Below are 25,149 nucleotides of genomic sequence, written 5' to 3'. Positions count from 1 at the left end.
GTTCTATGAATCTAGCTATCGGCAAGGGAGGAGCGCCGGGATGAACGAAGGAACGACGGCTGCGCTGGATCTCGGCATCCAGGGCATGAGCTGCACCGCCTGCGCGGCAAGGATCGAGCGGGCGCTGGCCAAGATGGAAGGAGTGACGGAAGCTTCCGTCAGCTATGCATCCCGCATGGCCTGGATCCGGTATGAGGCCGGCAGGCAGCAGCCGGATGCCATCAAGGAAAGAGTCCGCCGGCTCGGCTTCGCAACCTCCGAGCCGGGAGACCGGACAAGCCATATGAAGGAAATGGCGGAATTGCGGAACCGCTCGCTGCTGTCGCTGCTGCTGTCCATCCCGCTCTTGTGGGCGATGGTCTCGCATTACAGCTGGCTGGGCGGCGTTCCGGTTCCGGAGCTGGTAGGCAATGCATGGGTCCAGCTTGCTTTGGCGACCATCATCCAGCTTTGGATCGGGCTTCCTTTTTACCTCAACGCCTGGAGCGCGCTCCGCGAGCGTACGGCCAATATGGACGTTCTGGTCGTGATCGGGACGTCATCGGCGTATCTGTACAGCCATTATATCGTCTTCACCCAGGGAAGCCACGGCTCTGCCAGCCCAGGGGGAGGGCATGGAGCGCTTCTGCCCGTCTACTTCGACACCGGGGCCATCGTCATTACGGCGGTGCTGCTGGGCAAATACATGGAATCCCGCTCCAGCGCCAGGGCGCTTCGCGAAAGCGACGGATATGCCAAGCTGGCCTCGCGGGACGTCACGGTCCAAAGAGCGGATGAAATCAGCCGCATTCCGGCCGAAAGCGTCCGCGACGGGGACATCGTGCTCGTCGGTCCCGGAGAGCTGATTCCGGTCGACGGCATCGTCACCGGCGGCCACTCGGAAGCGGACGAGTCGCTGCTCACGGGAGAGAGCCGTCCGGTGCCCAAGCTGCCGGGCAGCCTCGTATGGGCAGGCACGTTCAACCGCGGCGATACGCTGCGGATCCGGACGGAGAAGACCGGAGAAGGCACGATGCTCAGCCGGATCGGCGCGCTGCTCCGCCAAGCCCAGGCAGCGAAGACGGGAATCCAGAAGAAGGTGGATGCCTGGTCGGCCCGGTTCGTTCCCGTCATGCTGCTGCTTGCCGCACTCACGTTCGTTGGCTGGATTCTCTCCGGAAGCGGCGCCAGCCTGCGCAGCGCGATGCTGAGCGCGCTGTCGGTGCTGCTCGTCGCCTGTCCTTGCGCGCTTGGACTCGCGACGCCGATCTCTCTGGTCATCGCATCCGGCAAGCTGGCCCGCCAAGGAATCGTGCTGAAGGAGGCGGGCGCGCTGGAACGTCTGGCCCAGCTGGACACCGTCCTGCTGGACAAGACAGGCACGCTGACGGAAGGGCGTCCCGGCGTGACGGCCGTCCATGCTCCCGCTTCCGGCTTCGGCCCGGCTGCCGTGCTGCGGCTGGCCGCCGCGGCAGAAGGAGATTCGCGGCATCCTTATGCCCTGTCCATCCGAGGCGAAGCGCGCAAGCGGGGGATCGTCATTCCGGCCGTGGAGCAAGCCCTCGAATGGCCCGGGTTCGGGGCGGCGGCAACCTGTGCGGAAGGACGGGCCTCCATCGGGGGCAGGCAGCTCGCAGCGCAGGAGCGTTGGAGGGGCATGGGGGAAGCCGCCTCGTTCGCGCAGGCGCGCGAGGAGTCCGGAGAGACGGTGCTGTTCGTCTCGCTGGACGGCGCATGCATCGGGGCGGTCGCGCTAGGCGACCGGCTCCGTCCATCCTCGGCGCGTGCCGTCGAAGCGCTGCGGCAGGATGGGCTGGAGCTTGTGCTCGCTACCGGAGACAGCCCCGGTCCCGCCGCCGCCGCCGCGCGCGAAGCCGGCATCCGCAAGGTGAAGTCCGGCATGCTTCCGGAAGGCAAGCTGGAGCTCATCCGCTCGCTCCAGAAGCAGGGACGCGTCGTGGCCATGGCGGGCGACGGCTGGAACGATGCCCCGGCGCTGGCGGCCTCCGACGCCGGATTCGCCATGGGCGACGGCACGGACGCCGCTCTTGACGCCGGGCATATCACGCTGCTGAGGCCGAGCCTGACCGGCATCCGGGACGCGATCGGAGTCAGCCGGCTGACGGTGCGCAATATCCGGCAGAATCTGGCGTTCGCGTTCCTCTACAATGCCGTCATGGTCCCGGTCGCTGCGCTCGGCCTGCTGGAGCCGTGGATGGCCGGCGCCGCGATGGCGCTCAGCTCGGTGACCGTCGTCGCCAATTCGCTGCGGCTGTCGGGAGGCATCCGCCGGCTGCTGTCGGACCGCTGAGGCGGAGGAGCCCGATTGGGCCTTGGGCTTCCGGGGTAATATCATTCGGTTTAGGGCAGGCACGTCAGTCAAGCGTTATTAATCCCTTTTTGGGAAGGAGGAAGCGGCATGGAAACAGAGCACGCGGCGGGATATCTGGTCTCCATCCAGACAGGCCGGCCGCAGCGCCTCGATTTCAAAGGGCGCTGCGTCTCCTCCGCCATCAACAAGACGCCGCGCTCCGGCGCGGTGCCGGTCCGCTTCCGCCAGGTCGACGGCGACTTCCAGGCGGAGCCTTCCGTCCACGGAGGTCCGGACAAGGCGGTGCTCATGTTCTCGGCCGACCGTTATCCTTATTGGGAGGACAGGCTCGGCATCGAGAGCAGGCCGGGATTGTTCGGAGAGAACTTGACCGTGGCCGGCCTGCATGAGGAAATCGTGTGCATCGGAGACAAGCTGCGCATCGGAACCGCCCTGCTGGAGGTGACGGAGCCCCGCCAGCCCTGCTACAAGCTGGGAGCGTGGCTGAAGCAGCCCAAGCTTCCTCTATGGGTGAAGGAAACCGGGTATGGAGGCTATTACCTGCGGGTTCTGGAGGAAGGCGCGGTCGAGGCCGGCAACTCGGTCGAGCTGCAGCGGCATCCGCTTCAGGTGACGGTGAAGGAAGCGTTCGATGTGTTCTATGACCGTTCTCCGGGCTGGAGCGCCAAGGCGGAGCGGGTGCTTGCCGTGGAAGCGCTCGGAGCGGACTGGCGCCAGGCGCTGCGGAAGCGGTTTGAAAAAGGAGCTGTCGTCCTGCCCGTGGAGCTTCCGGAGCAGGCTTAGCGGGCGTTTCGCCGAATGGCTGATTCCTTCATTTGCTGCGGCAGTCGTTGGATCGGTGGTTATAGGTGCGGAATTGCGATCAGCCGCAGGTCCTCCCCGCTCACGGCGACCGGCGCCGCGGGGACATGCTCCAGGCGGAAGGCCGGCGCCAGCTCGCGGGCGGCGACGGCCTCCGGGCGGTCCTGGAGGCCGCTCCAGTAGGCGAGCAGGCCGACGACCGCTTCCGGCCTTGCGCCGGATTCCCGGATGGCGGACAGGGAGATGCCGCCATGGCGCTTGGCCAGCCGCCTGCCGTCCGGTCCCATCAGCAGCGGAACATGGGCGAACCGGGGAGGGGCGAAGCCGAGCGCTTCATAGAGCAGCAGCTGGCGGGGAGTGGAGTCCAGCAGATCGCTCCCGCGCAGCACATCGGTCACGCCCATCAGGGCGTCGTCCACCGTTACGGCCAGCTGATAGCTGTAGATGCCGTCCGCCCGCCGGACGACGAAGTCGCCTCCTGCGCCCGGCGCCGTATGCTGCTGTCCGGCGGCCAAGTCTTCGAACGATACGACGCGCCCGGCATCGACGGCCATCCTCAGCGAGGGCTCCTTGGCCTTGCCGCGCTCCCGCCTCTGCGCCTCGCCAAGATGCCTGCATGTTCCCGGATAGGCGGGGCCTTCCGACGAGAGGCCGTGAGGGGCGCTGGCGACGGCGGCGAGCTCTGCGCGGCTGCAGTAGCAAGGGTAGAGCATTCCCGCAGCCGCAAGCCTGTCCAGAGCTTCCTTGTAGCGAGGAAGCCGTTCGCTTTGCGTGTACGGTCCACGGGGGCCGCCGATGTCCGGGCCTTCGTCCCAGTCGATGCCGAGCCAGCGCAGATCCGTAAGCGCCGCTTCCGCGTATTGTGATCTGGAGCGAGGGCCGTCGATATCCTCCATGCGCAGGATAAACGTTCCTCCGGCGGCCCGTATTTGCAGCCATGCCAGGAGGGCGGTCCTCGCATTGCCCAGATGCATGAGTCCCGACGGGGTCGGAGCGAATCTTCCGATTGTGGCAGCCATTTCATCACTTCTCCTTGCCTTGCGGCTTATGCCGTCAATTAAGGCGGCCAAGTCCGATTATGCTTGGTATAATAGCATTAGCCGCCGCGGCGACACAATGGCAGGGAATGAATCCGGCCGAGCTGGACAAGGCTTTTTGAACCATAGCTTCGCATGCATGGGCAATCGGGACATGCCGGCAAGGTCCGGCGTGCGGTTGAAGCCGGACATGCCAAGCAAGCTCTGGAGTTCAATGGAGACGGGCATGCCAAGCAATAGCAACGACATAGGAAACCGGGCCATTCCATTCATAGAATCTTTCATCCTTGTTCCTAACCGGGATGCCATCGGACGAGGAAGGCCGGGAATGCCGGAGGAGGAAGCGGGAACAATGACCGATAAGAGCGATGATTTCAACCGCCTGCCAGAAGCGGGAACGGACAGCGAGCTTCGAAGCCTGACGAAGCAGCTGGAGGAAGCGGAGCGCGCCGCAGCCGAGCTTTCCTTCCACGAGAAGCGCAGGGACAAGCTGCGCCAGGATATTTTCGCTATGGAACGCCAGATTTACGAGCTGGAGGATATGAGCCGCAAAGAGCATGAGGATGTGGAGCAGCTGTCCCGTCTCGGCTGGAGCGCGCTGTGGCTGAAGCTGACGGGAGGTCTCGAAGAGCAGCGGGAGCTGGAGCGGCAGGAGGCGGCCGATGCCCTGCTCCGCTTGAAGGAAGCCAAGGAGCAGCTGGACAGGCTGAAATCAGGCCTTGCGGAAGCCGGCCTCAAGCTGGCGGAGCATATCGGCCCCGCCCGCATGCTTCCCGTCCTGAAGCAAAGGAAGGAGGAGCTGATCCGGCTGCGCCTTCCGGAAGCGAAGGAGGAGCTGGACAGGCTGGATGCGGAGCTGGCTGGGAAAACGAGCCTGCTGGCCGAGCTTCGTGAAGCATGTACGGCCTGCTCCGATCTGAACGGCAAGCTGCAGCAGGCGCTGTCCAGCCTCGAGTCGGCTTCCAGCTGGGGCACTTACGATATGCTTGGAGGAGGCATGATATCCACGCATATCAAGCATCGGAGGATGGACGAGGCGCAGGAGGCGCTGGGGGCCGCCCGCAGCGCGGCAAAAAGGCTGGAATCCGAGCTGAAGGATCTTGGGCGCGAAGAAGCGTTCCGCATTCCGGTCGGCAGCGGCGCCAGGCTGGGCGATTATTTGCTGGATGGATTTCTGATGGACTGGTTCGTGCAGAGCAAGATAACGGCTTCCCTGGAAAGTACCCGCGGGCTGCACGGCGAAACCCGCGCTCTGTACCGTTCGCTTGATGGGGAGCGGACACGTCGGGAGTCGGAGCTGTCCGCTCTCCAGCGGCAGCGGGAACGGCTGATCATGGAGGCCGGCCGGGAATAGAAGCTGTCGCTGATAGGGCGGAAGGCGCGGATGCCAGATCGGGATAAGCAGCAAGGACTGACAAAGGCCGGAAGGCATAGATCCCGAAGCGGATCCGCATAGAGAGGAAGACACAGATGATTCGAGTCATGGCGATGGATGCGGCCAAAAAATTGCATAAAAATATCAGTCTGGACGATCTCGACGCGATGGAGGCGCTGTGGTATTGGGTGGACATGGACCGGCCGAGCGCGGAGGAGATTTCCTTGCTGGACGAACGATTCCACTTCCATCCTCTGGCGATCGAGGACTGCCTTCACCTGCTGCAACGGCCCAAAGTGGACCACTACGAGGATGTCCATTTCTTCGTCATGCATGCGCTTATTCCAGAGACGCTGCATGTCGACGAGGTGAATCTGTTTCTGGGATCGAACTACGCGGTGACGTTCCATTTCGCCTCGTCGCAGGAAGTCGACGAGGCCTGGGAGACGCTCGCCGTTCATCCGAAGCATCCCGGCAAGGGCCATCTGCTCGCAGCCTACAGCGTGACCGACAAGCTGGTCGACCGGTATTTTCCCGCCGTATACGGCATCGAGGACCAGCTCCTCGACGCCGATCTCAACAGCTCCGGCTACTTGAAGCAATCCGGCATGGACGAGATCTTCACGATCAGGGCCAAGCTGCTGAAGCTGCGCAAGACGATCGTTCCGATGAGGGATCTGCTCTACCGGCTCACCTCCACGGAAGCTCTTCCGAGCTTCAAGGACTTCAAAGCGTTCTATCTGGACATCTACGACCATCTGCTGAAGCAGACCGAAACGCTGGAAGCCTGCCGCGAGATGACGGCCGACCTGCGAGACAGCTTCATGAGCTACAATTCCAACCGGATGAACGGCATCATGAAGACGCTCACGGTCATTACGACGATCTTCATGCCGCTAACCTTCATCGCGGGCGTATACGGGATGAACTTCGTCAAGATGCCCGAGCTGGAGTTCCGCTACGGCTACTTCATCGTGCTGGGAGCGATGGGGCTGATCGCGCTGGCCATGTTCGCCTGGTTCAAGCGCAAGGGCTGGTTCGACTGAAGGCGGACACCGCATCGATGCGGTTCATGCCTGTAAAATGGACCTCATGGCGGCGGGCCTTTGCCGAATGTTCATGCTTGCCATCCAGGATCAAGCAAGGCGGCTTCTTTCCATCCGGAAAGGAGCCTTTTTCCATTAAATCCCCCTTTTTTCGGCCGCTTTCGATAGGATAGGGAAAGAAGCAGGAAATAAAGGGAACCATTTCTTTCCTTTCCCGTCCACTTACCCGAGGTGAACCTATTGGAATTCGATTATTTGCAATACACGGCCCCGGAGTACAATGCGGGCTCTGCGCTGGATCAGCTCATGAAGGCGTACGGGAAGGACGTCTGGAACTTTGCGCTCATGCTTACCCGGAACCGGGACCTGGCGGACGACATCGCCCAGGATGTCTTTCTCAAAGTGTATGAGAAGCTTCCCGAGTTCAGGGGACAGAGCTCGGTCAAGACGTGGATTTTGACGATTACCCGGCATGCTGCGCTTGACCATATGCGTTCCTCCTGGGTGCGCAAGGTGATGCTGCTGGATTTTCTGCCCGGCGGCCCTTCCCATCCTTCCGCGGAAAAAGAGCTGCTGCGCAAGCTTCAAAGCGAGGAAGTGTGGCATGCGGTGCTCAGCCTGCCGCTGAAGCTGAGGGAGCCGCTGCTGCTGGTCTGCCACTACGGGATGACCATGGAAGAGACGGCCGGGCTGCTCGGCGTCGCCAAAGGAACCGTGAAATCGCGGCTTCATCGGGCACGGGCGGCCATGAACCGCAAAGTATCGGCCAGCGAAGCTCTGAATGTGGGGGGCGAGTGGATATGAACCATTGGGAGAAGTCATTGTCCGGCTCCTTGCCGGTCGCGAACGGGTTCACCTCGGAACTTGAACGCAAAGTGAGGGAGCGGGTCGCGATGGAAAAAAAGAAAAGCCGGAAAGCATGGCTGAGGGTGCTGCCGCTGGCAGCGGCGGCTGTGCTCGTCGTCGGGCTGTGGAGATTCGGAGACGTCCGGCAGCCGCTGCAGGCGGACGGGATCGGAGCGTTGTCGGACGACGCCTTCGCGGACAAGGAGTTTACCTTGAAGGTGTATGGCGGCAGCAGCATGAACGTCGATACGCTGAAGCGTCAATTCATCATCCGCCATCCCTCGGTTGACATCAGCATGAGCGGGCTCTGGGACGGCAAGAGCAGGAGCTTGGCGGACTACCGGAGCGCTCTCGATCGAGGAGAGGATGTGCTTGTCGTCCCGACGGCCATTTACAGGCAGCTGGCCGCCGAAGGAAGGATTCTCCCGCTGGAGCCTTACCTCCTCAAGGACAAGCTTGATCTCAGCGATATGCACGCGCCTGTGCTGGATGCTCTCAAGGCCGTCGGAGGCGGGGAGCTGCAAGGGCTGGCGGGGGAATTCAGCTCCAGAGTGCTGTTCGTCAATCCGGATCTGTTCGCGAAGAACGGGGTAGCGCTTCCGAGGGAAGGCGCGACGGTGCAGGAAATTCTTGAGACCGCCAAACGCTTCGAGGGTACCGGGACGACGGGACTTGCAACGGATACGAGGGACAACGGGAATCCGGCGGAGACGGCGCTGAAGCTCGGCCAGGCCAGCGGCCTCCAGCTGTATGGTGGCGATCCCATGCTCCAGAGCTCGTATTCGGCCTTGTCCGGCAAAGGGTGGATCAAGCTGTTCGACCAGGTTGCGGCCGGCTTCCGCGAAGGATGGATCGCTCCCTCTCCTGATCTGGATTTTGGCGGCAGAAAAGGCATTCCGATGAGCGAGGTCGTGCAGAACGACTTGTTCGGCGGCGGGAAAGCGGCTATGCGCTTCGGCGATACGTCTTTCTACAGTCAGCTCGCCTCAACGGAGATCGAGCGTCCGTCCGTGGCCGGAGTCAAAAGCGAAGCCGTCAAAAGGAACTGGAAAACGTTGCCTTACGAGCAAAACATCGACTCCGTCAATGCGTCTGATCTGCTGGACATGAGCCGGATCTACGTCATCAACGCCAAAAGCGTGAACAAGGACGCCGCTTGGGAGCTGGTGAAGGCGGCTGTGCTCATGTCCAAAACGGAAAGGAATGCCGACAATTCGATGGATATGCCGGTTTTCGAGGAGGCGATGAAGAGCCAGCAGGAGGAGCGGTGGAAGGCTTTTTATACGGAGAGCGGCTCGAAAAAGCTGAACGAGAACAGCTTGCCTGTTTACGATGGCGACAGCTATCTGGGCTATCTTTCGATCGAGTACGGACCGCAGATGAAACAGTGGTCGCAAGGAAAGCTGTCCTCCGAGGAGGCGCTCCGACTGATCGAGAACGTTTTGGCGAGGAATCTGATCGCTCTGGAAAGGAATTTGATCAAGGAGGGGATCGTCCGTGGCGAGGACTAGACGTTTTTGGACAGCCGCGCCGTTGATCGCCGCCTTGATCGGCTCCGGCGCCATCGCTGGATGCAGCAGCTCCTCCGCAGGTCCGGCTCCGCGCCCGAGCATCAAGGTCGTCGCCGACAGCAAGAGCCAATTCGACGCCATGTACCGGGATTACATCGAAGCCGCTTATCCGGAGCTGTCTGTCGAGGTGGTGGAAATGAACCCCGATTACACGAGCTCCCTCACCCCCGAGATGTACGAAAAGGTGTTGAAGGAGCAAAAGCCGGATCTGCTCCTGACATGGGATGTCTTCTATTCGCAGCTGGGCGGCAAGCAGCTGCTGGAGGATCTGACTCCCTACATGAAAGACTCCAGCCTCCGCAAGGAAGACCTTTACGGCGGAATGCCGGATCTGCTGAGCGCGGCGGGAGGCGGCAAGCTGCTGGGACTTTCGCCGGAAGTCACCTTCAGCGTTCTCCGCTACAACAAGGAGCTGTTTGAGAAGGCGGGGGTCGAACCGCCCCGGGACGGAATGAGCATCGAAGAGGTGTTCGAGCTGGCTGGCCGCTTCGATGGCATGAAGGCTGGCGGGAAGCCGGTGACCGGCCTGCATTTGGGAGTCAATCATACGCCTTCCGACCTGGTCGGCGCTTATCTCTATAGCGAAGGCATGTCGGATTTCAGCCCGGACGGCACCAAGCTGTTATGGAATAGTCCCGAGCTGGGCCTGGTTCTGGACAAGATCGTGCAGCTGTACCGGAACGGATCCTTGTCTCTGGAGGAAGACCGGGCGAAGATCGTGAACGGCGTCAAGGTGTATGATAAGGAAGCGGTCGAGGCGGGGGAGCAGTTCGCCAAAGGCAGGGCGGCGATGACGCTCGAAAATTACGGCGGCCAGCCGTATCAATTCGAGACCGGAGAGACGACGCCGCCGGTCTTGTCCCGGGACCGGAGCCGCAGCGCTCATATCAGCGCCGGCCAGATCATGTCCATACCGCGTTCGTCCGAACACAAGCAGGAGGCATGGAAGATCATCCGGCTCATGCTCAGCGAGCATATCGCCAAAGCCAAAATCAAGCTGGGGTACGCGCCGGTTCCGATCGCCGCCTATCCCCGACTGAAGGGCGATCCGCTGCTGGACAAGCTGTTCGAGCTTGAGCCCTGCATCAATCCGCAGCTCGTCGATATTCCGCGAGGCTGGAACAGTCCGAAAAGACTGGAATTCGACGGCATGTATACGGAGCTGAAGAACGAAGAGATATCCGCCGCGGCTAAGGGAAGCCAGACGGCAGCGCAGGCGGCGGCCCATATCCAGAAACGGGGACAGGCGCTGCTGGACGATGCGCTGCAGGCGGGTGGGAAGTGACTGCTGGTGCAGGAAAACCTTCAAAACTCAGCCGCTCAACGCTTCAGAAGCGCTCAAGAGAGTTTAGAATTCCAGCCGCTTCCCTATCCAGCACTTGACCTTCCCAAGCTTCATAAACGGCTGAAGAGATTCTCCTCCTGCAATGATATCAAACTCAAGCCTTGATGATTGAAGCCGTCCCGCCGGGGCGGCTTTTGTTGTCGTTGGCTTGAAGGAGGCCAAGTCATGGCGATGAAAGGAATGCTGCGTTCTTTGTGCCCCGGGCAGCGATTCGGCACCGCCGCCGGACTGCCCGGCTGAATCGAGAAGACGCCGATCCCCGAGTGAATTCCGGGCCGGCGGCTTGGCGCCGAAGGCTTCCGGTGTGGTAGAGTAGAGTCCGTACATCGCGATAGAAACCGGAGGGAATGCCATGGCGGAGGCAGATAGACTGCCCATAGACGAAGTGATGCCGGAGCTGCTGGAGGCGCTGGATTCCGGTACGCGCGCCGTGCTGGTCGCCCAGCCCGGAGCGGGCAAGACGACCCGCGTTCCGCTCGCCTTGCTGGAGAGCCGCTGGCTGGAAGGGCGCAAGCTGCTCATGCTGGAGCCCCGCAGGCTCGCTGCGCGCTCGGCTGCGGCCTACATGGCGCGCATCCTCGGGGAGAGCGCGGGGGAGACGGTCGGCTACCGCGTCCGGCTGGAGACGAAGGTAGGCCCGGGCACAAGAATCGAGGTCGTGACGGAAGGCGTGCTGACGCGCATGCTGCAGGAGGATCCGGCACTCGAGGCTTACGGGGCCGTCATCTTCGACGAGTTCCATGAGCGGCATCTCAGCAGCGATCTCGGCCTTGCCCTGTGCCTGCAGTCGGCTTCCCTGCTGAGGGAGGACCTGAGGCTGCTCGTCATGTCGGCGACGCTTGCGGCAGGCAAGGTATCGGAGCTTCTAGGAGGGGCGCCGGTCATTCTCAGCGAAGGCCGCCAATACCCGGTCGAGACTTTCTACCGGCCGCGGGGAGGCAGCTCCAGGCTGGAGCAGGACGCTGCCGCAGCCGTGATGGAAGCGCTGCGGCGGCAGGAGGGCGACGTGCTCGTCTTCCTGCCGGGCATGGCCGAGATCCGGAGGACGGGAGACGCGCTGCGCCGGATGGGCTTGCCGGAGGGAACGGCTCTGCGCCAGCTGCATGGAAGCATGCCGCTGCGCGAGCAGGACGACGCAGTGGCGCCATGCCCGCCGGGGAGCCGCAAGATCGTGCTGGCGACCGGCATCGCCGAGTCCAGCTTGACCGTCGCGGGTGTGCGCGCGGTCGTGGACGCGGGCCTTGCGCGCGTGCCGAAGTTTTCGCCGCGCACGGGCATGTCGCGGCTGGAGACGGAGCCGGTATCGCGCGCCTCCGCCGACCAGCGGCGCGGCCGGGCTGGCCGCACGGCGCCTGGAGCCTGCTGGCGGCTGTGGGGCGAGGAGGCGCATCGCCATCTGCCGCCTTTCGCCGTGCCGGAGCTGATGGAGGCGGATCTGGCTCCGCTTGCGCTGGAGCTGGCGGCCTGGGGCGTCCATGATCCCGCCGAGCTGGACTGGCTCGACGAGCCGCCGGCCGCCGCCTACGGGCAAGCCAACGAGCTGCTGCAGCGGCTCGGCGCGCTCGCGGACGACGGGCGGATCACGCCGCATGGCCGGCGGATGGCCGCGCTCGGCGGCCATCCGCGCCTCGCGCATATGGCGCTTGCCGCCGCCGGGCTCGGCTGGGGCGACGCCGCATGCGAGCTCGCCGCGCTGCTCGGCGAGCGGGATCTGCTGCGCGGCGAGCGCAGCGCAGACCTGCGGCTGCGCCTTGCCGCGCTGCGCGCGGGAGCCCGCGGCGAAGGCGACGCGGCGCTCGCAGCCGCTGCGGCCAAGGCCGCGGCGGAAGCGCGCCAGTGGCGCCGCTCGCTGGCGGCGCAGCTGGCGCCCGGCTCCGCCGAGGCGGCCGGGCGCCGGGCGCCTGCAGGCGCGGCCGCCGGCGGCGAGCCGGGCTTCGCCGCGGCGGAAGCGCCGGGCGGCCTGCTGCTCGCGCTTGCGTATCCCGACCGCATCGCCCAGCGGAGGCCGGACGGCCGCTTCCTGATGTCCGGCGGCCGGGGGGCGGCGCTGCCGAATCCGCAGCCGCTCTCGCAATGCCAGTATCTCGTCGTCTGCGAGCTGGATGATTCCGGCACGGAAGGCCGGATCGACCTTGCCGCATCCGTCGAGCTCGAGGAGCTGGAGACGTATTTGCCGGAGCTGTTCGATACCGAGGAGCTGGTCCTCTGGGACGATGGAGCGCAAGCCGTCCGCAGCCGCAAAAAGCTGAAGCTCGGCGCGATCACGGTCCGCGAGGCGCAGCTTCAGCAGCCGGATCCGGCCCGGGTTTCGGCCGCGCTGATGGACGGAATCCGCAAGCTTGGCCTGCGCATCCTTCCGTGGAACCGAGCGTCCAGGCAGCTCCAAGCCCGCATGAGGCTGATGCATGCGATGCGCCCGGACTGGCCGGACGCATCCGACGAGGCGCTGCTGGAGAGCCTGGAGCATTGGCTCGCGCCCTATGCGGGCGGCATCCGCAGCGCCTCCGGCCTGCAGAAGCTGGAGCTGACGGCCGCTCTGGACGCGCTGCTCGGCTGGGAAAAGCGCCGGCAGCTGGACGACTATGCCCCGACTCATCTCTCCGTGCCTAGCGGCTCCCGGATCCCCGTCGATTACAGCGATCCGGAGGCTCCTTTCCTGGCGGTTCGGCTCCAGGAGCTGTTCGGCATGAAGCATTCGCCGAAGGTCGGCGGCGGACGGCTTCCTGTCGTCCTCCATCTGCTCTCTCCGGCGCAGCGGCCCGTGCAGGTCACCCGCGATCTGGAGAGCTTCTGGTCTTCGGTTTATTTCGAGGTGCGCAAGGAGCTCAAGGTGCGGTATCCGAAGCATTACTGGCCCGAGGACCCGCTGCAGGCGCAGGCGACGAGCCGCGCCAAGCCCAGAGGCACCTGATCGGGGCTCTCTTCCTGCCAACTCGATCAATGCCTTCCATTTGGCCTGCGCGGACTTCACAGCCCGAGCTATCATCACTCATGTTATGAGTTCCTGAAAGGAGCGGACCCCCTATGACATCTGCATTCCTGGCCATCTATCTGCTGCTGGCCAACCTGCTGGCTTTCGCCATGTTCGGCATCGACAAGGCGGCCGCGAGAGCGGGCAGGCGCCGCATCCCCGAGAAGAGGCTGTTCGCCGTCAGCCTGCTGGGAGGCGCTCCCGGCGCATGGGCGGGCATGAAGGCATGGAGGCATAAGACGCTCCATGCTTCCTTCCGGCTGGGCATACCCTTGCTCATCGTCGTGGACGCCATCTGGGTGTATGCCGTATTGAAATGGTTGTAGCAGCACTGATTCCGGGCTTATGGCCCGGTTTTTTCATTCCGCCCCGCAGGAAATGAAAGCGGCGGCATTTTTCCGATTGCTGCCAGATCGCCTTCTGTGCTATAGTTACCTTTCGCTTTTTCCAATCACCCACCCTTAGGAGGTAACTGGCATGAATGCTCAAAGTGCCTATCAAGAGGAAGAATCGCGGCTCGAAAGCGCCGTGAAGGACATCGAAGTCCAGCTGAAGGGAATCGGCCCCCGCTATACCGGCGACGATTTCACCGAGCAGATGCTCGATCTGCAGCGGGAGGAACGGGAGAGAAGGCTGGAGCTGGCACGCAAGGAAGCCTACTTCGGCCGGATCGACTTCCAGGAGGAGGGCAAGGCCGATCCCAGCCCTCTCTACATCGGCAAGGCCGGAGTGGCCCGTTCCGGATCGGATGAGCTGCTCGTCATCGATTGGCGGGCTCCGGTCGCAAGCCTGTTCTATTCGTTCAGCGGCGGGGAAGCCCCGGTCAACTACCAATCGCCGGATGGGGAAATCGAAGGCACGGTCCATCTGAAGCGCAACCTGATGGTGCGCAGGGAAGAGCTGCTGCGGCTGGTCGACAGCTTCGTGCGCGGCCAGGAGGACGATGCGGTGACGGACGAGTTCCTGCTCTACCGGCTCGGCGAGAGCAAGGACAACAAGCTCCGCGACATCGTCTCGACGATCCAGCAGGAGCAGGACAAGATTATCCGCGCGGACAAAAATCTCGCCTTGTTCATCCAGGGCGTGGCCGGCTCGGGGAAAACGACGGTAGCGCTGCACCGCCTCGCCTTCCTGCTGTATCAGTACGCGGGACGCATCCGCTCGGAGCGGATGATCATATTCGCCCCCAACCGGATGTTCCTCGATTACATCTCGGGCGTGCTGCCGGAGCTCGGCGTCGGCGATATCGTCCAGACGACGTTCTCCGAATGGGCGGTCGAGCTGCTGCAGAACGAGGTCACGCTGCGCTCTCCGGCGGATACGATGGAATATTGGTTCGAACGTCCCCACACGGCCGAGGAGTGGCGGGAGGCTTCCGGCTTGCTGAAGGGAAGCCTTGCCTTCAAGGATGCGCTTGAGGCGAAGCTGGCGGATCTCGAAGCCGGCATGGTGCCTTCGGAGCCGTTCGAGCCGCTGCCCGGCTTCCGCCTCATGCCGGAGCAGATGAGTCAATGGTTCCATACCGATTACGGCGAGGAATCGATCATGCGCCGGCGCGACCGGCTCGCGAGCCGGATCAGCCGCTGGCTGGAAGGCGAGCTCAAGAGCCGCGGGGTAACGGATAAGAAGATCCGCTCCAAAGCGCTCGCGAAGCTGGCTTCCTTCACCAAGAAAATACCGTCCTACTCGGCGCCGGCCCTCTATCGCGCTCTGCTGGACGGCAAGACGGCCGCCGGCGCGCTGCCCAAGGCTCTGGCCAAGGCGACCGCGCAGAGGATCAAGGCCGGAGAAGCGGAACAGGAGGATCTCGCTCCGCTCGTCTACCTTCATATCCGCCTGCATGGACTCGGCCTGCCGCATTATGACCACATCGTCATCGACGAGGCGCAGGACTACTCTCCGTTCCAGATCGAGGCTCTCAAGCTGTGCCAGCGCCAGCCGTCGATGACGGTGCTCGGCGATCTGCAGCAGGGCATCCACGCTTATGCGGGCATAACGAGCTGGAGCCAGCAGCGGGAGCTGTTCGCGGCCGAGCAGACCGGTTATTACGAGCTGGACCGAAGCTACCGCTCCACGATGGAAATCATCGACTTCGCCAACCGCGTGCTTGCCGGCATGTCGGGCGAGGTGAAGCCTGCCGTCCCGGTGTTCCGCAGCGGCGATCCCGTCGAGGAAGTGGCCTGCGGCGGCGGAGATTGGGCGAAGCGGCTCGCGGACACGGTTCGGGAGTGGCAAGAGGAGAAAATGTTCCAGACGATCGCCGTCATCGGGAGGACAGAGGCTGAATGCGCCGATATCCACCGGATCCTCACGGACGCGGGCCTCGAGGCGGCGCTCGTCCATTCCCGCCAGCCGGCGTACGGCGGCGGCCTTACGGTCGTGCCGGTCTATTTGTCCAAAGGTCTTGAATTCGACGCCGTGCTCATTGCCGACGCGGGCGAAGCGGCCTACGGCCCGACCGACGCGAAGCTTCTCTATGTAGGCTGCACGAGGGCTCTGCACCGTCTGCGGGTTCTGTATCAAGGCCGGCTGACCGGCTTGCTGGCCTAATGGCGTTCTGCTCCAGCCGTTGGGCGGAGCTCCCCGAGCCGACAGGATTCCGCTTGGAGCGATGAGCGCATCCGTTCCGCGTCAGCCATCGACACGCTGTGTCTTCAGCCTGGGAACCCTCAGGCTTGAGGCATGGCTTTTTCGCTTCCGCAGCTTGCCGCATGGCTTTTTCGCTTCTGCAGCTTGCCGCATGGATTGCCGGGTTGGTTTCCGGGTAAAAAAAGCATAACCGCAACCTGGATGGCGGCTTCTCCGTACTTGGAGAGCGGGATGAGCCGGCAGGTCCGCCGGCGATCCGTCCGCAGCAGGCAAGCGTTGCACACAAGGAGGATTGGCTCTGATGTCCATTCATGCGGGAGGCGGCCTCGAGACGGCTGCGCAATTGAAATCGGCCTTGGCTGAAGTGGAGAAATGGGAAAAGGATCAAAAAAACCTGATGATCTGGGACCGGCTGTCGCGGCTGCCGTTCAAGATGCTCGACAAGATCACCCCCAGAATCATTCATGAGAAGCTGGGCGTCGCGCTGGACGAGCTCGGCGGATATATACAGAACGGAGGAAAGTATCTGGTCGCCGGCCGGAAGGTCGGGCAGCTGCTGGCATCTTCGAATGCGAAGCGCGGCGGACCGGAGACGGGCCCTTACTCGCTGGCGGTCATGGACGAGGCGGCCCGGAAGCTCGCCGGCGAGAGGACGCTGTTCGCGACGGCGCAAGGCGCGACGACCGGCATCGGGGGGATCTTCACGCTCGCCGTGGACATTCCGGCCGTGCTCGGCCTTTCGCTCAAGGCGATCCAGGAAATCGGCCTGTCGTACGGCTTTGACCCGACGCTCAAGGAAGAGCGGATCTTCACGGTCAAGGTCATGCAATTCGCATCCTCGGATATTGTCGGGAAACGTGCTATTCTGGAAGAGATCAATCAACAGGCATCGGCCGGGGAGGAAGCCGCCCAAGCCGCGATTTCCCGCATCCAGGGATGGAGGGAAGTCATCAGCGTGTACCGCGACAACTGGGGCTGGAAAAAGCTGCTTCAGGCGATTCCCGTCGCGGGCATCTTTTTCGGAGCCTACACGAACCGGGGGATGCTGAAGGACGTGACCGAAGCGGCGGAGATGCTGTACCGGAAGCGGAGAATTCTGGCCAGACTGGCTGAAAGCGGGGAATAGACAGCATGAGCAGCATGGAGGGCATGGACACGGTATGCCGGGAGGCGGAATCCTTTCTGCGCCGGTATTTCGGGGAGAGGGACAAGCCGCCCGCGGAGGCGGAGGAGCGGATCCGGGAGGTCCTCTCCGCCATACGCCGGACGGGCGGTTATGACCATACGGCGGAGGAGCTGGTTTATGGCGGCAAGGCGGCCTGGCGCAACAACAGCCGCTGCATCGGCCGCCTGTTCTGGAATTCCCTCGAAGTGATCGATGCCCGCCATGCATCCACAGAGGACGAGGTGGCCGAATGCCTGTTCCGCCATCTGGAGAAGGCGGGAGCGGAAGGCAGGATCCGCCCGCTCATGACGGTGTTCCGCAGCCGCTCGGAAGGCTCGGAAGAGATATCCATCTGGAACCACCAGCTCATCCGGTATGCGGGATATCCTTCGCCGGACGGCTCCTCGCCGCGCCGCGGCGATCCGGCATCCGACGAGTTCACGTCCATATGCCTGAGTCTCGGATGGAAAGGAAGCGGAGGCGACTTCGACGTGCTGCCGCTCGTGATCGGCATCGGAGCCAGGGAGCCGAAGCTGTATGAGATTCCGCCGCATCTGGTTCAGGAAGTCGAGATCCGCCATCCCGAGACGTCTGCTTTGGATTCTCTGGGCCTTCGGTGGTATGCCGTGCCGGTCATATCCGACATGAGCCTCGAGATCGGCGGCATCCAGTATCCGGCCGCTCCGTTCAACGGCTGGTACATGGAAACGGAGATCGGCGCCCGCAATTTCGCGGACGCCGGCCGGTACGACAGGCTTCCCGACGTTGCCGACGCCCTCGGCCTCGACCGCAGCAGCAACACGACGCTGTGGAAGGACCGGGCGCTGGTGGAGCTGAACCTGGCCGTCCTCCATTCCTTCAAGCGGGACGGAGTCAGCATCGTGGACCATCATACGGCGGCGGACCAATTCATGCGCTTCCAGCAGCAGGAACGGGAGCAGGGCAGGGACGTGTCCGCGCGCTGGAGCTGGCTCATCCCGCCGATATCGCCTGCGGCTACTGCGGTATGGCATGACAGCGCCATGCAGGAATACGATCTCAGCCCAAGCCTGAGCTATCAGCCGCCGGCCTGGGTGCGCGCAGGCACCTCTGCTGCCCGTCCGGCTCCGCCGGAATCTTCGGGAGCAGCGCAGCCGCCTCTCTACGCCGAGGCGGCAGGAGGCAGGAGCGGCTGTCCCTTTCACGTCAGCGGCGGCAGCTAGCTGCCGCGATGCAACCAATAGCCAGCCGACCTCAGCAATGAGGTCGGCTTTTTGCCGTGCTTTCATCTCCTTGTTATTGATGACACCTCTTTTTACCATGGGCTCACATCCGATATGCTGCTCTCCAATCCCTTAGGAGGGCCTCTTCAGGTCTTGCAGATGCCGGCCGCCTCAGACTTATCGGGAAGATGGGAATAAAATCGGCATTCCAAGCAGATGTTATCTTTATCCAGTCGGCCGAAAAACAGGTAAGTTTCTGAAGGCTTGCCAACCAGGGGGTGAAGCGAAATGAAGGGATGGGCAAAGCTGAAAAAATATGTCGTCGCGGATCTGTCGAACGAGCCTTCCAAATCCTTCTCTCTCGGGAGCTGGGAGGGGGACGGAGAGTCGCAGGCAGAGCCTCCGTCTTCTGCAGCGGCGCTTCCCTTGGTCCCGCCGCTGTTGGATAAGGAAGGAAATCCGCTGCTTCTGCATGACAAGCTGGAGGAGAATGTCGCGTGGCTGAAGAGGCATTTTTCCTATCCGCTCAACAGCGGACTCATCTTCCGTTCGATTTCATTGGGCAAGCAGTCGAGACCGGGGATGGTCGTATACCTCGACAGCCTGATTGAATGGCAGCATCTGAGCCGGACGGTCATCTCGCCGCTGGTGGAAGCCGATCTTCCGGAAGACGAGGCCGATGCGTTGGACATGGCCGCTTCCGTTTTTACGAACGGAGAAATGGAATTCTCCCACCGAATGGGAGATATCGCGGACGCCATCGTCATCGGCTCGGCGGTCGTGCTCGTCGACGGCGCCGGCTCGGCGGGAATTCTGGATGTCGAGGGCATGGAGAAGCGGGCGCTGGAGGCTCCCAAAACCGAGAATGTCGTGCTCGGCCCCCAAGTAGGCTTCACGGAGGATATCCGCACGAACATATCCTTGATCCGGCGCCGGCTGAGCACGCCAGATCTCATCGTCGAGTCGGGAGTGGCAGGCAGCCTCTCGAGAACGCGGATTTCCTTCGTCTACTTGAAGTCGATCGCCAACGAGGAGCTCGTGAACGAGGTGCGCCGTCGCATAGCCGCTATCGACATCGATTACATCGGCGACAGCGGGATGGTGGAGCAATTGATCGAGGACCATCCCAATTCCATCTACCCCGGCATTCTCAGCACGGAGAGGCCCGACCGGACGGCGGCTCAGCTGGCCGACGGCTTCGTCGGCATCCTGGTGGACAATTCTCCGTTCGCGCTGATCGTGCCCGCCCAGTTTCCGTTGTTTCTGCAGACGGCCGAAGACGCCTATCTGCGCTGGCATTACAGCACCTTTTTGCGGATCGTGCGGACGGTCGGCTTTTTCATGTCCCTCTACTTGCCGGCTCTCTATGTGGCCATCGCCAATTATCACCATGAGATGATTCCGACGACACTCGTGCTCGCCATTGCCGGCACCCGCGAATCCGTGCCGCTTCCCGTCTCGGCCGAAGCCTTCCTGCTGGAATCGATGTTCGAGCTGATCCGGGAAGCCGGCGTCCGCATCCCGAGCGTCATCGGTCCGACCATCGGCATCGTCGGAGCGCTGATTCTCGGGCAAGCCGCGGTTCAAGCGAATATCGTCAGCCCGATCATCGTCATCATCACCTCGGCTACGGCGCTGGCCTCCTATACGATCCCGAACTACAACATGCAATTCACGACGCGCATCCTGAGATTCGTCTATTTGGCCTGCGCCTCGTTCCTCGGCCTGGTCGGCGTCATCCTGCTGTCCATCATGCTGTGGACGTACTGGATGTCGGGCAACCGGTTCGGAGTGCCGAGCCTGTCGCCTCTCTCCCCCCGCCGCCCGAGCAGGGATACGCTGATCCGGGCTCCCTTGAAAAAGCAGACGAAGCGGCCGATCTCGATCCATCCGCAGGACATGGATAAAATTCCGGATGAGCGCAGCGGAGACGGAAGCATGGAAGCCGCTCCCGTCAAAGGAGGGGATTCCGCTTGAATACGCATCATATCGGCGTGCGTGAAGCCGCCTCCATCGGGATTATCTTCATCATTGCCAAGATTTTCCTGCCGTTTCAGAGATCGCTGGCGGAATCCGGCGGGACGGCCGGCTGGATCATCGCGCTCATCGCCGCCTTGCTCTGTCCGCTAACCTGGTGGGCGATCCGGGGCGTCCTGCGCCATGCTTCGGGAGGCTCGACGCTGATCGAGGCGACGGAGGAAATATGGGGACCGTGGCTGGGGACGGCATGGAATCTCGTCTATTTCAGCTTTTTCTTCGCCATTACGTTTCTCGTTCTCCGCGAGTTCTCGGAGCTGCTGGCCTCGGATATCCTGCCGCGCACGCCGATGAACATCATCATGATCGCCATGCTGATTCCGATCGCTGTCGTCGCTTATGCAGGGCTTGAAGGAATAGGCCGATTCTGCTGGTCGGCCGCAGGCTTGATCGTCGCAAGCGTCGTCGTCGTGCTCCTCGGCGGCTTGATGACCCATTTCGAGCCGAACGCCTTGCAGCCCTTCTGGGGAACGGGGCGCACGAGGGTCCTTTCCCTCGGCTTGGTGAAGAGCTCCTTGTTCTCGGAAATGCTCGTGTTCGGGTTTCTGCTTCCGCGGCTGCGGAAAAAGGGGCAATGGGGAAAGGCGGCCTGGTGGTGCATGGGAGTATCGGCTTTCACGATTTTCATCACCACATTCGTGTATTTGTTCGTCTTTCCTTACCCGACAGCCGTTCGGCTGAACGTGCCGATGTTCGAGCTCAGCCGGCTCGTCATCTTCGGCAGATGGATCCAGAGGCTGGAAAGCGTGTTCCTCATCGCTTGGCTGATCTGCGCCGTCATGAAGCTGGCCATCGGCTTGTACTGCTCGGCGGCGACTCTGTCCCAAGTAATGAAGCTGCCCAAAATCCAGCCGGTCATCTTCCCGCTGGCGCTGCTCGTCTATGCCTGCTCGATCATTCCCGGCAGCGAGATGGAGGCGGTCTCATGGGACGGGCAATTCCTGAGGACGTACGGCTCGCTCGTCTCGATCGGCATTCCGATGCTGACTTGGCTTCTCGGCATGATCAGGACCAAGCTCAAGGGGAGGCAGGCATGAAGCGGTTGCTGCGGGCTTTCCTGTGCCTGCCGATTGCAAGCCTGCCTTTGCTGTCCGGATGCTGGGACCGGCTAGATCCCGAGAACATGGCCTTCATCATGGCTGTCGGCGTCGACCCGGGGCCGAGCAACGATTTCATTTATACGTTCGCGGTTGCCATGCCGAAGTCAAGCAATGCCGCCGCAGGCGGAGACACATCCGGCGGCAGCGACAAGATCGTCGACGTTTTTTCGCAGGAGGCATCCAATCTCACCGCGGCGCTCATGACGAGCCAGAGCTATGTCGCCCGCAGGCTGACCCTGATCCACTCCAAAGTGTTCGTTCTCGGGGAAAGCCTTGCCCGCAAAGGCATCATGCCGGTCATGGGCGAGGTCGTGCGCAACGATGAGTTCAGGAGAACCGTCAACGTCATTACGACAAAAGGAAGAGCGGATACGTTCATCCATTCCATCAAGCCCAGGATGGAGAAGGACATCAACCTCTGGTTCGAGCTGGAGCTGGATCCTCATAATATCGGCGCGGTGACTCCCCATCACTCCCGGTTCCATGATTTCATCGTCGACATGGAGCAGCCTGGGACGGGCGCGACGACGATCTTGTCGGCAGCGCGCTCCGACATCGAGAAGGGGAAAGCCCGAATTCCGGATGGGAGCTCGGAGAACCGGGATACCGCGCAGCCGATGACGGAGGACGAGTACGCAGGGGAGCCGCACAGGTCGGGCGAGACGCCGATCGACTTTTTCGGCAGCGCGGTATACCGGGGGCAAAGGATGGCCGGCTTCCTTACGGCCTACGAGACGGTCATGCTGAACATGCTCCGCGGAGAGTTCGAGAAGACGACGCTGGAATTTCGCGATCCATCCGAAAAGAAGCTTACGATGAGCATCATCATGAGCGCGCAGAAGAAGCCCGACATCCGCATCGAGAGGCGCGGCGACGAGGTTCAGGTGTTCTTCAAGGTGCGGATGGAGGGGGACCTGATCGGCTCGTTCTCGGAGCTGGATTATACGCTTCCGCGCAATCAGGTCATGCTTGAAGCTTCCGTGGAAGAGCAGCTGAGAGAGCGCGCGTCCAAAATGCTGGACAAGACGATGCATCAATGGAGCACGGATTGCTTCCATATCGGCAATCGCGTCCGCAGGACCTTCCCCACGCTGAAGGAATGGTATGCCTATAAATGGAGGGACCATATCAAGGACGCCAAATATCGGCTGGATATCCGGTTTCAGATGCGCAGGCATGGAGATCAGGTCGGACCCGCCGTGGAAGGAGACAAAATGAACTAGAAATGATCCAAAACATCAAGATCGTGTTCATTGCGCTGTTGTCCCTATGGGCATGTGTATTTGCCGGAAGCCTGATGACGTCGCTGTGGAGGCAAAAAAACTACAGGGGGGCGGTCATGTCCGCGCTTCTGGCCGCTTCGGCCTTGATCTTGCCGGTGGCCATCACGTTGATCAAGGAAGGCTGAGGCAGCCGGAACAATCGAGGCCGGCAGGCAGCGGGATCGATAAGCGAAGCGCGCCGTTTCGACAGCGGGCCCCCTTGCGGCGGCTCGCTGTCTTTTCTTTGTCTATCGTGGAGAATGTTCAGTTCCCCGTGAGCTGGAATCAGTGAAGAAATAAACAAGGGCGATCAACGGAAGCGAGACGCCGAGCCAGGCCGTCGCCACCCAGCCTCCATGCGCATACGACAAGCCGCCGAGGAACGATCCCGCGGCTCCCCCGATAAAGAAGATGGCCATGAAAAGGCCGTTCAACCTTCCTCTCGTTTCATTCCCCAAGGAGTAGATCGTCCTCTGACCGACGACGAGGTTCCCGGATACGGCCATATCCAATGTAATGGCTGCAAGGAAAAGCAAGGCCAGCGAGAAACCGGAGCGGCCGTGGATGAGAGCGGGGACGAGAAACGAGAGGATGGCAACGGACATCGCTCCCAGCGTCAGCGACCGGGTCCACCCTCTGTCTGCCAGTCTGCCGGCAATTGGCGCTGCGACGGCTCCTGCGACGCCAACCAATGCAAACAGAGCGATGCCTTTTTGCGACATACCGTATTCATCCGCCAATCTTAGAGGCACCGTCGTCCAGAACAAGCTGAAGGAACCGAACAGGAAGGCTTGATAGAAGGCGCGGCGTCGAAGGATCGGGGTGTTTTTGAACAGGTGGAGCAGAGAGGCCAGCAGCTGTCCGTAGTCCAGCGTCCGGACGGGGCGGCGATCCGGAAGCATGGATGCGAGCAGGATGGCCAACAAGGCCATCAGCCCGGCGGAGAAGGCGAAGATCGCTTGCCATCCCCAAAGACCGGCTATGAGGCTCGCTGCCGGACGAGCCAGCATAATGCCGAGCAGAAGCCCGCTCATGACATTGCCGACTACGCGTCCCCGCTGCTCTTCGGCGGAGAGGAACGCTGCGAAGGGCACTAGAATCTGCGCAACGACGGAGCCGACGCCGATCATCAGCGCCGAGGCCATGAAAAGAACGGGCCCGGGGGAAAAGGCGGCTCCAAGCAAGGCCAATACGACAAAAGACAGCGCTCCTGCGATGAGACGGCGATTCTCGAGCATGTCGCTCATGGGAACAATGAACAGCAGGCCGGCGACATACCCGATTTGCGTAATCGTGACGATAAGTCCAGCCGCTCCGGACGAAAGGCCGAGGTCGGCGCTGATTGGACCGACTAGCGTTTGGGAATAGTAAAGGTTTGCGGCGGTCAGTCCGCATGCTGCGGCCAAAAGAAACATCATGCCGGTCGAGATTTTCTGCTTGTTGCCGATCGTCTGTGCCATCGAAATCATCTTCCCTTCGGAGTAATGTCCAGCATCCATGCAAATCGTTAATTAATATACGATGCGTTCACTTATTCGGATGCGTTCACTATATACTGAACGTTGCGTATTGTAAATAGGCAGTTCCGCTTTATCTGCTTTTGGAAAATGACTATACTAGTTGAATAGCGGAATGAAGGAGGCGCGTCTGATGACGAAAAGAGGTCGACCGCGTGATCCGGCCATTCAAAAATCCATCTTGGCGGCATCCTACGACCTTTTGTTGAAGGACGGCTTCAAAGGGGTCACGATGGAAAAGATCGCTGAACAAGCTGGGGTCAGCAAAGTCACCGTGTACAAGTGGTGGCCCAACAAAGCGGCAGTGGTGATGGATGGTTTTTTGGATGCGGCAACGGACAGGCTCCCAGTGCCGGATACGGGAAGAGTGATCGATGACATAAAGATCCATGCCTCGAACCTATGCAGGTTCATGACCGGCCATGAAGGGAAAATGATTGCCGCGCTCATCGGCGAAGGCCAGGAGGACAAGGTTTTGATGGAGGCCATCCGCTCCCGCTATATCCAACCCCGCAGGATGGAAGCGATCGAGATCCTGAGAAAAGGGCGGGAGCGGAAGGAATTGAGAGAAGGCGCCGAATTGGGCCTTTGCGTCGATCTGTTATACGGGCCTCTGTTATATCGCATGCTTGTTACAGGAGAGCCCTTGCATGAAGAGTTCGTCCGGCAGCTCGTCGACTCAGCGTTCAGAGGACTCATGCCTCCGCAATGAGCGCAGCCTCCGTCTCTTCCTCTCCTTCCGGCTTTCGCGAATCCATGCCGATGCTTCCATGAAGGCGTTCTGAGCCTTCAAGTCGAGGCTGTCTTCAAAGGGCTCATGGCCTTGCCTTCTTGACAAGTCGATCGCCAGGACGGTAAACTAAACGGAATTGTTACTCTTCTCACCCAATCGCATACAAGTTTTTTTCGGAGGAGCCTGCCACCAGCGGGCTCTTTTTGCGTTTTTTCGGGTATCTAACAAGAAATGCAATTAC

General features: G+C 61.8%; 19 protein-coding genes. 17 read left to right on the top strand and 2 right to left on the bottom strand.

The window, feature by feature from the left end:
• Positions 1-40 precede the first annotated feature (40 nt).
• Positions 41-2,290, top strand: coding sequence for a heavy metal translocating P-type ATPase (locus tag CIC07_RS13605; protein WP_076355463.1), 2,250 nt, complete (start codon positions 41-43; stop codon positions 2,288-2,290).
• A gap of 108 nt (positions 2,291-2,398) precedes the next feature.
• Positions 2,399-3,094, top strand: a complete 696-nt coding sequence (locus CIC07_RS13600) for an MOSC domain-containing protein (RefSeq protein ID WP_076355465.1) — start codon at positions 2,399-2,401, stop codon at positions 3,092-3,094.
• A gap of 59 nt (positions 3,095-3,153) precedes the next feature.
• On the opposite strand, the gene gluQRS is transcribed toward CIC07_RS13600, so the two are convergent.
• On the bottom strand, positions 3,154-4,131 hold the full coding sequence (gene gluQRS, locus CIC07_RS13595; protein WP_076355467.1) for a tRNA glutamyl-Q(34) synthetase GluQRS: 978 nt from the start codon (positions 4,129-4,131) through the stop codon (positions 3,154-3,156).
• 370 nt (positions 4,132-4,501) lie between these two features.
• On the opposite strand from gluQRS, the gene CIC07_RS13590 reads away from it, so the two are divergent.
• From CIC07_RS13590 to CIC07_RS13525, 14 genes are all read left to right on the top strand, one after another.
• A complete protein-coding gene (locus CIC07_RS13590; protein ID WP_139334413.1) occupies positions 4,502-5,503 on the top strand; it encodes a hypothetical protein in 1,002 nt (333 codons plus the stop codon).
• Between the two features lie 116 nt (positions 5,504-5,619).
• A complete protein-coding gene (gene corA / locus CIC07_RS13585) occupies positions 5,620-6,570 on the top strand; it encodes a magnesium/cobalt transporter CorA (RefSeq protein WP_076355473.1) in 951 nt (316 codons plus the stop codon).
• 240 nt (positions 6,571-6,810) lie between these two features.
• Positions 6,811-7,374 (top strand): RNA polymerase sigma factor, encoded by a 564-nt coding sequence (locus tag CIC07_RS13580; protein ID WP_076355475.1) that lies wholly within the window; start codon positions 6,811-6,813, stop codon positions 7,372-7,374.
• Positions 7,371-8,927 (top strand): ABC transporter substrate-binding protein, encoded by a 1,557-nt coding sequence (locus CIC07_RS13575; RefSeq protein WP_076355477.1) that lies wholly within the window; start codon positions 7,371-7,373, stop codon positions 8,925-8,927. Before CIC07_RS13580 ends, CIC07_RS13575 begins: the two co-directional genes overlap by 4 nt.
• A complete protein-coding gene (locus CIC07_RS13570; protein ID WP_076552902.1) occupies positions 8,914-10,272 on the top strand; it encodes an ABC transporter substrate-binding protein in 1,359 nt (452 codons plus the stop codon). The genes CIC07_RS13575 and CIC07_RS13570 overlap by 14 nt, the downstream gene beginning before the upstream one ends.
• A 412-nt stretch (positions 10,273-10,684) precedes the next feature.
• Positions 10,685-13,243: an ATP-dependent helicase HrpB gene (hrpB, locus tag CIC07_RS13565; RefSeq protein ID WP_076355481.1), complete on the top strand. Its 2,559-nt coding sequence runs from the start codon at positions 10,685-10,687 to the stop codon at positions 13,241-13,243.
• A gap of 113 nt (positions 13,244-13,356) precedes the next feature.
• A complete protein-coding gene (locus CIC07_RS13560) occupies positions 13,357-13,629 on the top strand; it encodes a DUF1294 domain-containing protein (protein WP_076355483.1) in 273 nt (90 codons plus the stop codon).
• 151 nt (positions 13,630-13,780) lie between these two features.
• A complete protein-coding gene (locus tag CIC07_RS13555) occupies positions 13,781-15,853 on the top strand; it encodes a HelD family protein (protein ID WP_076355485.1) in 2,073 nt (690 codons plus the stop codon).
• Between the two features lie 340 nt (positions 15,854-16,193).
• Positions 16,194-17,018, top strand: coding sequence for an EcsC family protein (locus CIC07_RS13550; RefSeq protein ID WP_076355489.1), 825 nt, complete (start codon positions 16,194-16,196; stop codon positions 17,016-17,018).
• Positions 17,019-17,032: 14 nt separating this feature from the next.
• Entirely contained in the window at positions 17,033-18,259 is a 1,227-nt protein-coding gene (locus CIC07_RS13545; RefSeq protein WP_083688091.1) for a nitric oxide synthase oxygenase, read from the top strand.
• Positions 18,260-18,547: 288 nt separating this feature from the next.
• Positions 18,548-20,236: a spore germination protein gene (locus CIC07_RS13540; RefSeq protein WP_076355493.1), complete on the top strand. Its 1,689-nt coding sequence runs from the start codon at positions 18,548-18,550 to the stop codon at positions 20,234-20,236.
• Entirely contained in the window at positions 20,233-21,333 is a 1,101-nt protein-coding gene (locus CIC07_RS13535; RefSeq protein WP_076355495.1) for a GerAB/ArcD/ProY family transporter, read from the top strand. Before CIC07_RS13540 ends, CIC07_RS13535 begins: the two co-directional genes overlap by 4 nt.
• The gene (locus tag CIC07_RS13530; protein ID WP_076355497.1) at positions 21,330-22,619 is read left to right on the top strand and encodes a Ger(x)C family spore germination protein; all 1,290 of its coding nucleotides are present in this window, start codon (positions 21,330-21,332) and stop codon (positions 22,617-22,619) included. The genes CIC07_RS13535 and CIC07_RS13530 overlap by 4 nt, the downstream gene beginning before the upstream one ends.
• 2 nt (positions 22,620-22,621) lie before the next feature.
• Positions 22,622-22,804, top strand: a complete 183-nt coding sequence (locus CIC07_RS13525) for a hypothetical protein (protein WP_076355499.1) — start codon at positions 22,622-22,624, stop codon at positions 22,802-22,804.
• 102 nt (positions 22,805-22,906) lie between these two features.
• Here CIC07_RS13525 and CIC07_RS13520 read toward each other — a convergent pair whose 3' ends face one another.
• Positions 22,907-24,127 (bottom strand): MFS transporter, encoded by a 1,221-nt coding sequence (locus CIC07_RS13520; protein ID WP_442953336.1) that lies wholly within the window; start codon positions 24,125-24,127, stop codon positions 22,907-22,909.
• Positions 24,128-24,305: 178 nt separating this feature from the next.
• Between CIC07_RS13520 and CIC07_RS13515 the strand changes: the two genes are divergently transcribed.
• Complete coding sequence (locus CIC07_RS13515) at positions 24,306-24,887, top strand: TetR/AcrR family transcriptional regulator (protein ID WP_076356952.1); 582 nt, start codon at positions 24,306-24,308, stop codon at positions 24,885-24,887.
• Positions 24,888-25,149 lie beyond the last annotated feature (262 nt).

It is taken from the genome of Paenibacillus sp. RUD330, from assembly GCF_002243345.2.
Taxonomy (GTDB): domain Bacteria; phylum Bacillota; class Bacilli; order Paenibacillales; family Paenibacillaceae; genus Paenibacillus_O.
This window is presented reverse-complemented; position numbering and strand designations above follow the sequence as displayed.

Bases quoted from the DNA above. Each gene is read 5' to 3' on its own strand.
- CIC07_RS13545 (WP_083688091.1), top strand. From the start codon at position 17,033: ATGGAGGGCATGGACACGGTATGCCGGGAGGCGGAATCCTTTCTGCGC.
- CIC07_RS13525 (WP_076355499.1), top strand. From the start codon at position 22,622: ATGATCCAAAACATCAAGATCGTGTTCATTGCGCTGTTGTCCCTATGG.
- CIC07_RS13555 (WP_076355485.1), top strand. From the start codon at position 13,781: ATGAATGCTCAAAGTGCCTATCAAGAGGAAGAATCGCGGCTCGAAAGC.
- gluQRS (WP_076355467.1), bottom strand. From the start codon at position 4,131: ATGGCTGCCACAATCGGAAGATTCGCTCCGACCCCGTCGGGACTCATG.
- CIC07_RS13575 (WP_076355477.1), top strand. From the start codon at position 7,371: ATGAACCATTGGGAGAAGTCATTGTCCGGCTCCTTGCCGGTCGCGAAC.
- CIC07_RS13605 (WP_076355463.1), top strand. From the start codon at position 41: ATGAACGAAGGAACGACGGCTGCGCTGGATCTCGGCATCCAGGGCATG.
- CIC07_RS13600 (WP_076355465.1), top strand. From the start codon at position 2,399: ATGGAAACAGAGCACGCGGCGGGATATCTGGTCTCCATCCAGACAGGC.
- CIC07_RS13560 (WP_076355483.1), top strand. From the start codon at position 13,357: ATGACATCTGCATTCCTGGCCATCTATCTGCTGCTGGCCAACCTGCTG.
- hrpB (WP_076355481.1), top strand. From the start codon at position 10,685: ATGGCGGAGGCAGATAGACTGCCCATAGACGAAGTGATGCCGGAGCTG.
- CIC07_RS13530 (WP_076355497.1), top strand. From the start codon at position 21,330: ATGAAGCGGTTGCTGCGGGCTTTCCTGTGCCTGCCGATTGCAAGCCTG.
- CIC07_RS13590 (WP_139334413.1), top strand. From the start codon at position 4,502: ATGACCGATAAGAGCGATGATTTCAACCGCCTGCCAGAAGCGGGAACG.
- CIC07_RS13540 (WP_076355493.1), top strand. From the start codon at position 18,548: ATGAAGGGATGGGCAAAGCTGAAAAAATATGTCGTCGCGGATCTGTCG.
- corA (WP_076355473.1), top strand. From the start codon at position 5,620: ATGATTCGAGTCATGGCGATGGATGCGGCCAAAAAATTGCATAAAAAT.
- CIC07_RS13520 (WP_442953336.1), bottom strand. From the start codon at position 24,127: ATGATTTCGATGGCACAGACGATCGGCAACAAGCAGAAAATCTCGACC.
- CIC07_RS13550 (WP_076355489.1), top strand. From the start codon at position 16,194: ATGTCCATTCATGCGGGAGGCGGCCTCGAGACGGCTGCGCAATTGAAA.